At 37.2% G+C, this 11,901-nt stretch carries 10 protein-coding genes; 5 read left to right on the forward strand and 5 right to left on the reverse strand.

The annotated features are described in order from the left end of the window. Positions 1–27: 27 nt before the first annotated feature. Positions 28–1,194: a C40 family peptidase gene (locus tag GM418_RS26935; RefSeq protein WP_158870756.1), complete on the reverse strand. Its 1,167-nt coding sequence runs from the start codon at positions 1,192–1,194 to the stop codon at positions 28–30. A gap of 167 nt (positions 1,195–1,361) precedes the next feature. On the opposite strand from GM418_RS26935, the gene GM418_RS26940 reads away from it, so the two are divergent. Together GM418_RS26940 and GM418_RS26945 are read left to right on the forward strand one after the other, a co-directional pair. Further along, complete coding sequence (locus GM418_RS26940) at positions 1,362–2,057, forward strand: RluA family pseudouridine synthase (RefSeq protein WP_158870758.1); 696 nt, start codon at positions 1,362–1,364, stop codon at positions 2,055–2,057. 117 nt (positions 2,058–2,174) lie between these two features. After that, complete coding sequence (locus GM418_RS26945) at positions 2,175–4,949, forward strand: alpha/beta hydrolase family protein (protein ID WP_217447607.1); 2,775 nt, start codon at positions 2,175–2,177, stop codon at positions 4,947–4,949. A 16-nt stretch (positions 4,950–4,965) separates the two neighbouring features. Here the strand turns inward: GM418_RS26945 and GM418_RS32010 are convergent, their stop codons facing one another. The 3 genes from GM418_RS32010 to GM418_RS26960 form a co-directional block, all read right to left on the reverse strand. Further along, a complete protein-coding gene (locus tag GM418_RS32010) occupies positions 4,966–5,418 on the reverse strand; it encodes a cold-shock protein (RefSeq protein WP_158870762.1) in 453 nt (150 codons plus the stop codon). A 297-nt stretch (positions 5,419–5,715) separates the two neighbouring features. Next, positions 5,716–6,153: a YybH family protein gene (locus GM418_RS26955; RefSeq protein ID WP_158870764.1), complete on the reverse strand. Its 438-nt coding sequence runs from the start codon at positions 6,151–6,153 to the stop codon at positions 5,716–5,718. Between the two features lie 15 nt (positions 6,154–6,168). After that, on the reverse strand, positions 6,169–6,690 hold the full coding sequence (locus GM418_RS26960) for an O-acetyl-ADP-ribose deacetylase (protein ID WP_158870766.1): 522 nt from the start codon (positions 6,688–6,690) through the stop codon (positions 6,169–6,171). Between the two features lie 55 nt (positions 6,691–6,745). Here GM418_RS26960 and GM418_RS26965 point away from each other — a divergent pair, with 55 nt between their 5' ends. Next, positions 6,746–8,209 (forward strand): hypothetical protein, encoded by a 1,464-nt coding sequence (locus GM418_RS26965; RefSeq protein ID WP_158870768.1) that lies wholly within the window; start codon positions 6,746–6,748, stop codon positions 8,207–8,209. Positions 8,210–8,262: 53 nt separating this feature from the next. Here GM418_RS26965 and GM418_RS26970 read toward each other — a convergent pair whose 3' ends face one another. Then, the gene (locus tag GM418_RS26970; RefSeq protein ID WP_217447608.1) at positions 8,263–11,076 is read right to left on the reverse strand and encodes a M16 family metallopeptidase; all 2,814 of its coding nucleotides are present in this window, start codon (positions 11,074–11,076) and stop codon (positions 8,263–8,265) included. Positions 11,077–11,245: 169 nt separating this feature from the next. On the opposite strand from GM418_RS26970, the gene GM418_RS26975 reads away from it, so the two are divergent. Continuing rightward, positions 11,246–11,497, forward strand: a complete 252-nt coding sequence (locus tag GM418_RS26975) for a DUF6132 family protein (RefSeq protein ID WP_158870770.1) — start codon at positions 11,246–11,248, stop codon at positions 11,495–11,497. Continuing rightward, the gene (gene trxA / locus GM418_RS26980; RefSeq protein ID WP_281350205.1) at positions 11,427–11,771 is read left to right on the forward strand and encodes a thioredoxin; all 345 of its coding nucleotides are present in this window, start codon (positions 11,427–11,429) and stop codon (positions 11,769–11,771) included. The genes GM418_RS26975 and trxA overlap by 71 nt, the downstream gene beginning before the upstream one ends. The last annotated feature ends 130 nt before the right edge of the window (positions 11,772–11,901 follow it).

Raw genomic sequence — 11,901 nt, forward strand, 5'->3', positions numbered from 1 at the left:
TGAATTAATTAATTTTTTGTCTTTTTTTCAGAAAGAATTCCAATACCAGGGATGGTTTTTAACTAGCTGGATTCCTTCGTCTTCAAAATTAATTATTCTTAAAGCTTTAATAAATGAGTTTTTACGGTATTCGGAATAAATTTTACTGGCAGAGTTAAAACTATTCTGTTTTATAAACCCGGAAGCGTGAATAAACTCTGTTCCTCCCAAAGACAAAGCAACGTGGGTAATTTTTGCTTCCAAATTTTCGGTAGCCTGCCGACCAAAAAATAAAAGATCTCCCGATTGAGTTTCATTCAATGTAATTTCTTTCCCGTGTGTTGCCTGTAACGATGCGTCGCGAGCCAGAATCAATCCGTTTATAAAATAAACTGTTTTTACAAAACCACTGCAATCCATTGCTTTTGCCGATGTACCTCCCCACAAATATGAACACCCGGTTAACTGCTTCGCCCGCAAAACTATTTCATCAGGATTTGGGTATTTTTGATTTACAAAAGCAGAAAAATCAATCCAGTCTTTTGGTGGCGTAAAACCTGTTCTTCCATCAGGAAAACAAACTTTAATCCATCGGTTATTTGATTCTTTTTTTTGAAGGATAGAGCCGAGTGTTACGTCTGAGATTGGAGAATCAAGATCTGTATCTTTGAATATCAGCCCGTTAATCCCCGTAAAAATTATCCGTTCAGAGCTTTTCCATTCCTGAAAAATAAAAGTATCGGCAGGAAAAATTTCTGCTGCATCGACCCATGAAATATATTTATCAGGTGTTTGAATGTAATACCATCCATCTCTATTTTTTAAAATTTTGACCGGAGTTCCCAAAACAGCTTGCGTAACCAGTTCGGAAGAGTGGGAGGGGGTCGCTCTCATATTGGCCACGGGCACGGTTACAATTCCAAATTTATTTTCTCCCACAGAAGCGTCTGGTAAAACGATAACAGAGTCAGAAAAAACGATAGATTTTAGCTCGTCAAACAATTGATTTTTTAATACCGCTTCACTTGTTTCTCCTTTTAAAACAAGTTTTCCCTGTTTACAAACTGCATCGATATTAAATACAACTTCGCGTTTATCCTGAACTTTTTCAACTTCAAAGTCTTTGATAATATTTTCAACCTCTTTTCTTTTGTTGCTATTGCAGGCAATTATCAATAAAACCAGAATACTTATTATCACATATTTTTTTTGCATTTTATTCAGCAAAACAAACGTTTGGTAACAATTTTATTTTTAACACATTAACTAAAAAATCATCATAAATCAGAAAAGTTTTACGTCAGATTCTCGATAATTCATCTACTTTTGAGTCAATAACAAATATAAAAAGAATAAACAATCAGAAGGGTAATAATTGTCAAATGAAAGAATCTTTCAATATCCCGATAATTTTTCAGGATGAACAATTAATCGCGGTAGAAAAGCCGGTAGATCTGCCTGTACATAAAAATGATTTTATGCCGCACGATGCTCCTTATCTCACAAAATTACTGGGAGAAATTACTCAAAAATGGGTCTACAATGTTCACCGTTTGGATTCTAAAACCTCCGGCGTAATTGTACTTGCTTTTTCGTCGGAAATGGCCAAAGAACTTACGCTTCAGTTTGAGAGAAAAGAAGTTCAGAAAACTTACTTTGCAATTGTTCAGGGAAACCCGGGCGAGGGAAAATTTGAATCGAAAGTACTTGTAAAAAAGAAATCAAAATTTAAGAAACCTGCTGTTACAAATTTCAAAACACTTCAAACCGTTCAGACTGACATATCATATAAAGAAAAAGAAAATGTACAGCTTAGTTTGGTTGAGATTCAACCTGAAACCGGACGCTGGCATCAGATACGTCAACATTTTACTCAAAACCATTTCGATATACTTGGCGATACCCATCACGGCGATTTTACATTAAACAAAATAATAACAGAAAAAACGGGGGTAAAACGTTTATTTCTCCACGCCGGACAATTAAAAATAAAACATCCGGCTTTAGAAGAAGAACTGACTTTTTCCTCTGATTTACCCAAAGAATTTCAACAGGTTTTGCGGCACTTCCAGACTTGATGTGCTGTATATTCAACTTTTATCAGGAATAATTGTCATTTGAATAGAGGGATTTAATTAAATCATTATTTTTGAATGGTTCGGTTTATGTTTAATAAAAATTTTTCACCATTTCTGATGAAGATTAAAATACTGTTGTCGGTTTTGCTGTTGTTGCCGGGATTTTTGTTTGCTCAGCCAACTCCTAAAAAGGTACTTCAAATAGAGGATTTTAAAGACTGGAATGTTATTTCAAACGGAAACATTTCATACAATGGTGACTATATTTCCTATGAACGGGCGCCTCAGAAAGGCGACGGTAATTTGATAATATACGACGGAAATAAATCGGATACCATCCCCCGTGGTTATGCTGCAACATTTGGAGCAGAAAATGATTTTATTGTTTTTAAGATAAGACAACCCGAGTTGACTGTTCGCCAGGCTAAAAAAGACAAGGTTAAAAAGGACAAAATGCCACAGGATAGTTTGGGAATTTATAATATCAAAAAAGAAGAGATTTATAAATTTTCTAATTTAAAATCGTATAAACTTCCTGAGGAGAATTCAAACTGGGTTGCATTTATATCTGAAACAGTGAGAGATACAACAGGTATAGAGAAAAATGCGAACAAAAGAAAAAAGCACACTGGAGATGATTTAATTCTTTTTAAAATTCAAAATGGTGACACTTCTGTTTTTAGGAATGTAACTGAATACCATTATTCAAAACTGGGTGATGCCATTTATTTTTCTACGCAGGCGGAAGATTCTGTTCATACCCTCTCTGAGATTTTTGTGTTTGATACTGAAAACGGAATCAATCACAAACTTTTTACAACAGAAGGGTGGATAAAAAGAATCGTTTCAAATGAAACAGGAGAAAAGTATGCTTTTCTTTGTTCGCAGGATACTGTAAAAGAAAAAGTTTACTCTTTATATTATGGAGAAAATTTAACGCCTCCTTCTAAAGTGCTGGATAAATACACGAGCGGTGTTCCAGTTGGCTGGTCGCCCAGTGAAAATGGAGAACTGTATTTTTCGCAGGATGGTTCAAAATTGTATCTGGGAGTTGCAGAAAGTCCTGTTCCGGCGCCTAAAGATACGCTGCTTGAGGAAGACAAACCTAAATTGGACATATGGAACTGGAGAGATGAAAAACTTCAGCCACAACAAAAGGTGGAAGCGGAGAATGAAAAAAAACGGACTTTCCTGGGCGTTTATCATGTTGATTTAAACCGATATATTCAATTGGCCGACATAAAAATCAAGGAGATTTCAACCATTCAAAAAGGAAACGGTAATGTTGGTCTCGGAGCTGATAATACACCCTACTTACGTGCTTCCAACTGGACAGGTGAGAATCTAAAAGATTATTACCTTATCGATGTAGAGTCAGGCATAAAAAGATTGGTTTTAAAGGGAAAAAGCTGGGTTCGTCTTTCTCCTCATGGTAAATATATTTTGTGGTATGAACCTGCCGACAGCAGCTACTATTCCTTACCAAGCGACGTAAACCTTCAGGATACCGTTTCTCTGACAAGAGTTCTACCTGTATCATTTTATAACGAATGGCATGATTCTCCTTCGGATCCACGACCCTATGGAATTGCAGGATGGAGTCAGGATGACAGGTTTGTCTACATTTATGATCGTTACGACATTTGGAAATTGGATCCCTCAGGGGAGCGTGTTCCTGTTAATATCACCAAGGCTTTTGGCCGCAGAAATAACACGCGTCTACGCTATCTTAAACTCGATAAAGATTTGGAGTATATTCCGCAAACTGAATCCGTTTTATTAAGCGCCACTGACGAAAGAACAATGTCGCGTGGTTTTTTTAACATTCAATTCAATTCACTAAAAGATATTGAATATGTTATAATGGACAATTATATTTTTTCTGATTTGAAAAAAGCTAAAAAAGCTGATAAAATCATTTTCAGGAAGCAGGATATCAGCACTTATCCCGATTTTTGGACAAGCAACCTTGAGTTTAAACATTCAAAAAAAATATCGGAAACCAATCCGCAACAGGGCAAATACAACTGGGCAAGTGTTGATCTGGTAAAATGGAATTCGTTTTCAGGAGAAGAATTAAAAGGCTTGCTTTACAAACCTGAGAATCTGGATCCCGGCCGAAAGTATCCGATGATTGTATATTTTTATGAACGAAGTTCTGAATCGCTGAACCAACATTATCATCCTTCGCCCAGTCGTTCTGTTATTAACAAAACCTTTTATGCAAGTAACGGTTATCTTGTTTTTGTTCCTGATATAACATACAAAACAGGATATCCGGGGCAAAGTGCTTTTAACGCAATTGTTAGCGGAACCCAATATTTAATTCATAAATATAATTTTATAAATAAAGATAAAATCGGTTTACAAGGGCAAAGCTGGGGCGGTTATCAAACTGCTTATCTTGTTACGCAAACAGATATGTTTGCTGCAGCCATGGCCGGCGCGCCAGTAAGTAATATGACAAGCGCTTATGGTGGAATCCGATGGCAATCAGGGAAAAGCAGAATGTTTCAATATGAACATACACAAAGCCGGATAGGAGGAACATTATGGGATAAACCCTTACTTTACATAGAAAATTCGCCATTGTTTTCTGTTCCAAAAATAAATACACCATTGTTGATGATGCATAACGACGACGACGGAGCAGTGCCGTGGTACCAGGGAATTGAACTTTTTGTTGCTATGAGAAGGCTTAATAAACCGGCTTGGTTATTGTCTTATAATAATGAACCGCACAACTTAAAAGAAGAAAGTTGGACAAACCGTATCGATTTAAGCAAAAGAATGTTCCAGTTTTTTAATCATTATTTAAAAGGCGAACCAATTCCTGAATGGATGGAAAAAGGTGTTCCAGCAACTGAAAAAGGCGAAAAAACGGGCTATTAAAAGCTAGAAGTTATTTCTATTTATTCAGTTTCACATTGACGGCAGTTGGCCCGCGCTGTCCCTTTTCAATTTCAAAGGTAACCATGTTGCCTTCTTTTATCGGTTCTGTGAGGTTATTAACATGGACAAAAACATCTTGCCGGGTTTCTTTTTCTTTGATAAATCCATATCCTTTTGATTCGTTAAAAAAAGTAACAACTCCTTTTTTAACAGGATCTTCATCTACCGTTGAACCACCTTTGGGAACACTAACTTCGATATCCTCCAATTTAACTTCCGTTTTGTCACTTTCGTCTGGCGGAGTGTCTACAATCATCCCGTTTTCGTCCACATAAGCGATCATATCATCCAGGCTCGATTTATTATCCGTCTCTCTTCTCGCCTGTCTTTTTGCAGCTTTTTCTTTTCTTTTTTTCTCTTTTTTATTTCTTACTTCTTTTTTGTTAAATGTCTCTTGTGATCTTCCCATATAATATTTAAAATTTCAATATTCTAATTTTCCAGTCTGAAATTTTTTCCTGCTTAATCAAATCCCGAAAGATGAAATTCGTTTCAAACAACCTTTTTTGCGTGAAAAATGTTAGACTTTAAAAAGGGCGATAATAAACTAATAATGAGCAGGAATTAGTAAAAACGCAAATTCTCAAAGCTGGCATGTCGTACAAAAGTAATATTTTATTTTGAGTTTAGCTAACTTGAAGCTTGAAACACAAACCGAATACCGCGTAGCCTGCAAGTCCCTTTCAGACGGATAAACCAATTAATTTTACTCACCAATTCCCTCGTTGCCAGAGTCCAGAATATATTTCCAATTTCCGTCTTTATCTTTTTTCCAAACTGAAATATAAGTTCCTTTCTGAACGACGGAATCACTTTTAATCGTGTAGATTCCATAGGTGTAACCTAATTCTCCGGAAACTGCGACCTCGCCATTGAGTGGTTGCCAGAAAAATTGGATATTTTGCGGGCTTTCCCCGCTAAACAAATCTTTAATTGCCGGTTTTCCAACAACAGGCATTCTGTTCTCGCGTAAAAGAACGGCATCAGCATGCGCAAATTCAACAAACGCCTTTCTAAAGCCTTTCATTTCAGCAGCATTTGAAAATTGTCTGTCAGCCTCGAAAAGTTCTTCAACGCTGGATTTTTCGTCCTGCTGACAGCTAAAAGCCGCCAAAATTACGACAAACAGTAAAGTATTTTTCATTGCTTTCACCTGTAGTTATGAATTTAAAATCTGTTCATAAATCTCAAAGTTTTCGCTATCAAATACACAAAAAATTACCTCATTGATTGTATCCTTATTTGATAAAAATCCGGAGACCTCACGAATAGCAATCTTTGCAGCATCTTTCTTTGGATATCCGTAAACACCGGTGCTAATGTTTGGAAATGCAACAGTTATCAGATTGTTTTCTTCAGCTACCTCCAAACTTCTCCGGTAACAGGAAGCAAGCTTTTCCGGTTCATTGTATTTTCCTCCGTTCCATACCGGACCAACTGTGTGGATGACAAATTTAGCCGAAAGATTATATCCTTTGGTAATTTTTGCATCACCGGTTTCGCAGCCATTTAATGCCCTGCATTCTTCCAAAAGTTGTTTTCCTGCTGCCCGATGAATAGCGCCATCCACACCGCCGCCTCCAAGCAACGACTTATTAGCAGCATTTACAATTGCATCCGTTTGTAATTGGGTTATATCACCTCTATAAAGTTTTATTCTTTTGTTTTGAAATTCTTTCATTTATTATCCTGATATTTTTTACATTTATGACATAAATTTAGAAAAGCCTGATACCATGTACAAACGAATTGTCTTATTTTTTGTTTTAATACTGACTTTTATTTCTGCTAAAAATCAACCACTTGCGTTACATCCTGAAAATTCTCATTATTTTATATACAAAAGTAAACCGACAATTCTCATAACATCAGCGGAACACTACGGGGCTGTTTTAAATTCTGCTTTTGACTACGACAAATATCTACACGAACTGAACAGAGCAGGAATGAACTATACAAGGATTTTTACCGGTTCGTATGTTGAGGTTCCTGGTAGTTTTGGTATTCAAAATAATACTTTAGCACCGGCGACAGGAAAATTTCTGGCGCCCTGGAAAAGGGTGAACGAACCCGGACTTTTTGAGGCGGAAGAAAAGTTTGATTTGTCGCAGTGGAATCCGGACTATTTTACAAGGCTGCAAAATTTCATTTCTTTGGCAAACAAGTTAGATATTTTTGTTGAGGTTACTTTTTTTTGTTCTACCTATCAGGAAGCAAATTGGAAACGAGATCCGCTTAATCCGGGCAATAATATAAATAACCTTCCCGGGGATTTGAACAGAAGAGAATCAAACACCTTACAAAACGGGAAATTGATAGAATTTCAAAAAGAACTGGTAAAAAAAATTGTTACTGAGTTAAACACATTCGACAATGTATTTTATGAAATTCAAAATGAACCCTGGGCTGATAATTCGGAGAAAGGAATGAGAACATTACGGACACTTGATCCGGAACAGGAAGGTTGGTTTAAATGGGCTGAAAAGGCTACAGCAGCCTCTTTGGAATGGCAAAAAGAAATTGCGAGAACAGTGGTTGAAACAGAATCCAATCTTTCAAAAAAACATTTAATTGCGCAAAATTACACGAACTTCAAACATTCTCTTGCACAGGTTGATGCGAATGTATCCATCCTGAATTTCCACTATGTATGGCCTGAAGCTGTTTGGTTAAATTACGCATGGAACCGGCCTGTGAGTTTTGACGAGTCGGGGTTTGCAGGAAGTTCCGATACTCCTTATTTACGACAAGCCTGGCAGTTTATTTTGGCAGGAGGAGCAGTTTTTAATAATCTGGATTATTCATTTTTTGTAGGTAGGGAGGACGGCACAGGACAAAATATTGCACCCGGGGGAGGCAGCGCCAGTTTGCGGAACCAGTTAAAGATTCTGAAAGATTTTATAGCGTCCTTCAATTTTGTTAAAATGGCACCTGATTTTACAACAGTTTATCATTCTCCCGGAGCCGAAAGTCAATGCATCTCGGAACAAGGGAAACAATATGCTGTAATTTTCACAGGCGATGAACTGGAAGAAGTAAAATTAAACCTTCCGAAAGGAAATTATAATTACCAGCTTATTTCTCCGCTAAATGGAAAAACACTAAAAAAAGGATTTTTCAAACAAGATAAAAACGAAAAAAAGGAATTATCAATTCCACCTTTTAAAGAAATGATTGCTCTGCGTATTGTTGCTAATTGATAAAAAAAGCCCGGAAATACCGGGCCTTTATTATTGTTTTTTGCTTTGCTTTTCTATAATTCGATCAAAACAGGATCGCCTAGCCCAACATTTTTTAAAGCGTCAAGTTGAGTTTTAGCGTCTCCAACAACTACATAGTACATGTGTTCGGGTTGTATAAGTTTTTGCGCCAATTGTTGATGTCCTTCAACCGTCAGCGAGTTGATAAATTCTTCTTCCTGCTTTACATAGTCAAAAGGAAGATTGTAACTACTTATTTCTGTTAACATGTTATGAAGTGCTCCCAATGTTTCAAAACCACGAACATTGGATTTTATGAGCGCACTTTTTGTAAACTGGAGGTCTTCAGCCGGAATTCCATTTCTGTATTTTTCTATTTCCTCTTTAAAAATCCGGACAGACTCTTCAGTGGCTGATGAACGTACACTTGCAGCAGCAACAAAATAGCCGTAATTTTTACCTCCCTGAAAATATGTGCGTGCACCATAAGTGAACCCTTTTTCCTCACGCAGGATCATATTCACAATTCCGTTAAAACTTCCTCCCAATTTATAGTTCATTACCGTTGCAGGCTGATAATCGGCAGAAGTATGTGTAATTGAAGGGTGTCCGATGTTAATTACAGACTGTTTTGCACCCGGAACATCAACAAAATAAATCTTCGACTTTCCTGGGAGTTCGGGTTGTTCAAGTTTTGGAATTTCAACATCAAAAGGCTCCCAGTTTGCTGAAAGACTCTGCAAGCCTTCAGTTACACGGTCCTGACTAATTTTACCAACCACATGCATACGTGCAACCGATGGTGAAAATGTACGCTTATAAAATTCTTTTAAATCCTCCATAGTAATCGACTCTAATGTTTCGGCGGTTCCTCCTGACGGAACGGAAAGAATATTATCCTCACCAAAAACAAGCTTGTTAAAAGTAACATAGGAAAGGTAATCGGGATTGGCTTCGTTTCTTTTTACATTGTTAACCATTCTTGATTTTACAAGTTCAAATTGTTCTTCGTCCCATCGCGGTTCCAACAAAATTTCTTCTACCAGCTCAAGTGTTTTTTCAAAATTCCGGGTTAAGCTGTTTACATACACCTGCATTCCTTCATTTCCGGAGTATACACCTATTCTGGCTCCAAGCAAATCTATTTCCTCTTCCAATTCTTCCGGTGTTTTGTTTGCTGTTCCTTCCATCAGCATGCTGGCCAGAAAACTGGCAACCCCGGCCTTTTCTTTTGGTTCCATCATATGCCCGCCATCCATTGATATAGAATACTGAACAAGAGGCAATTCATTATACTCAATCCCGTATATTTTTATTCCATTAGCAACTTCATCAGTCCAAACATCCGGAATTTTTAGCTCAGGTTGCGGACCTTTTTCCGGTTCAACAGTTCGATCGAGGTTGGTAACTGTTTTTTTGATTTCTTCCTCTTCCGTAATTGCAGACTGATCCACTTCTGTAGCCTCCAGAATATTTTCTTCAACAATGCCTGCATCTACCGAGTTTGCAGCCACCAACTCAACCTGTCCTTTTGGGACAAAGCTCGTTGAAACAAACGGTTTGTCTTTTATATATTTTTCATAGACACTTAAAATATCGCCGATTGTTACGGCCTTAATATTTGCAATGTCTTGTTCAATAAAGCCGGGAGAACCGGCATATTCATTATAACTGGCCAACTGAAATGACTTCATTAATACCGAACTAATATTATTATAAAAACGTGTTTCCAAACCGGCTTTTTGTTTTTCCAAATCGCGTTCGGTAATTCCTTCTTCTTCAAAGAGTTTAAATGCTTCAAAAACAGCATCTTCAACGTCTGCCAAACTGGTATTTACATTGGCATTTATTGAAACCGTAAATTGCCCGGCCAATTCGCGCGAACCGTTATAAACGCCTGCTCGCGGAGCTAGTTTTTTTTCTTTTACGACTACTCTGTAAAAAGGTGATTTTTTGTCGCCAGCCAATATTTGCCCAAGAAATTGAAGAGCGTATGACTCTTTACTATATTCTTCAACAGTTGGCCAAACCATCGTCAACTGTGGAGTTTTTGCAAAATTATCTTCGTGATATAACTTTTTTGTTTCATTTAAAGTTACCGGCATCGGTTCCAGGTCTGCGACTTTCTCGCCTGCGGGAATCTCACCAAAATATTTTTCAATAAGTGGTTTTACATCTTCGACTTCAAAATCACCTGCCAGAGCGAGTGTTGTGTTGTTTGGCACATAATATTTTGAATGAAATTCTTTTACATCTTCAACCGTCGCATTAAATAAATCTTCCATTTCTCCAATTACTGTCCAATTGTACGGGTGTGCTTCAGGATACAGGTTTTTACCAATTAACAAACTATTAAATCCGTATGGACGGTTGTCATAAGATTGTCTTTTTTCGTTTTGAACCACGTTCTGTTGGTTTGCAAAGGCCGATTTTGTGACTGTATTCTCGAGGTAACCCATTCGGTCCGACTCCAGCCAAAGGGCCATTTCAAGTGCATTTTTGGGAACAACCTCATAGTAGATTGTACCATCGTAATTTGTACCTCCATTTAGCGTTCCTCCGGCTTCCTGAATCTTTTTAAAAAACTCATCCTGACCTACATTCTCCGATTGTTGAAACATCATATGCTCAAACAAATGCGCAAATCCTGTTTTACCAGGAACTTCGCGATTGGAACCCACATGGTACTGAATGGCAACGGCAACGATAGGATCTGATTTGTCCTGATGCAGAACGACATTGAGCCCATTTGCAAGCTCATATTGTTCATAAGAGATCCTTAGCTTTTCGTCTGAATTGTTGGTTGTTGTACAAGAAAACAGACCAATAAAAAAAGAAATTGTAATAAGAATACTGATTTTTTTCATAACTGGTGATAAGTTGATTAATGTAACGAAGTTAACAAAATTAACACCAACATAACGTTGAATCGTTGTATATATTTCTTTGCTTTCAATAATCTCTATCCGTAATAATAATTATTGATTGGTAGCTAAAAAACCAAATGTTTTATCTATTGTTTCATTAATTAAAGAAATGAAAAATTTAGTTCAAAAATATAAAGTACAGATTGGCTTTGCGTTGGCAGGTGCAATTGGTGGCTTTTTGTACTGGAGATTTGTCGGATGCTTAAGCGGTACTTGCCCGATTCGTTCGGTGTGGTACTGGAGTACGATGTGGGGAACGGCAGTTGGATATCTGGCCGGAGATTTTATCAATGACATTTTGGTCAGAAGAAAGAATAAGAAGGAGGAAAACAGTGAACGGAAAGTTTCAGAGCATAATTAATTCAAAACGGCCGGTTTTGGTTGATTTTTATGCCGATTGGTGCGGACCATGCAAGCAGGTTCCGCAAATCTTGAAAGAGGTAAAAGAAGATTTAAAAGACAAAGTGCGAATAATAAAAGTTAATGTGGATCGTAATCCTTTTATCGCTTCAAAATACCAAATAAGAAGTATACCTACATTGATCATCTTTCAGAACGGAGTACCGCAATGGACCGGAGTAGGAGTGAGGCATGCCAGTGAATTAAAGGAAATAATCAAAGACATTTGCGAATAGTTTAATTGAAATAGAAACCTCTGAATAAAAAGTATTTTAATCGTTTGTTGAAAGTTAAAAAATGAAAATAGCCGGAATAACCGGCTATTTTTTTCCGGGATAACAATATCTGAACCTGCGCCCCCTGACG

Source organism: Maribellus comscasis (assembly GCF_009762775.1).
GTDB lineage: Bacteria > Bacteroidota > Bacteroidia > Bacteroidales > Prolixibacteraceae > Draconibacterium > Draconibacterium comscasis.

Excerpts from the sequence above, each read along its gene's own strand:
- GM418_RS26970 (WP_217447608.1), bottom strand. The coding sequence starts at position 11,076 with ATGAAAAAAATCAGTATTCTTATTACAATTTCTTTTTTTATTGGTCTG.
- GM418_RS26940 (WP_158870758.1), top strand. The coding sequence starts at position 1,362 with ATGAAAGAATCTTTCAATATCCCGATAATTTTTCAGGATGAACAATTA.
- GM418_RS26955 (WP_158870764.1), bottom strand. The coding sequence starts at position 6,153 with ATGAAAAATACTTTACTGTTTGTCGTAATTTTGGCGGCTTTTAGCTGT.
- trxA (WP_281350205.1), top strand. The coding sequence starts at position 11,427 with ATGACATTTTGGTCAGAAGAAAGAATAAGAAGGAGGAAAACAGTGAAC.
- GM418_RS32010 (WP_158870762.1), bottom strand. The coding sequence starts at position 5,418 with ATGGGAAGATCACAAGAGACATTTAACAAAAAAGAAGTAAGAAATAAA.
- GM418_RS26960 (WP_158870766.1), bottom strand. The coding sequence starts at position 6,690 with ATGAAAGAATTTCAAAACAAAAGAATAAAACTTTATAGAGGTGATATA.
- GM418_RS26945 (WP_217447607.1), top strand. The coding sequence starts at position 2,175 with ATGAAGATTAAAATACTGTTGTCGGTTTTGCTGTTGTTGCCGGGATTT.
- GM418_RS26965 (WP_158870768.1), top strand. The coding sequence starts at position 6,746 with ATGTACAAACGAATTGTCTTATTTTTTGTTTTAATACTGACTTTTATT.
- GM418_RS26975 (WP_158870770.1), top strand. The coding sequence starts at position 11,246 with ATGAAAAATTTAGTTCAAAAATATAAAGTACAGATTGGCTTTGCGTTG.
- GM418_RS26935 (WP_158870756.1), bottom strand. The coding sequence starts at position 1,194 with ATGCAAAAAAAATATGTGATAATAAGTATTCTGGTTTTATTGATAATT.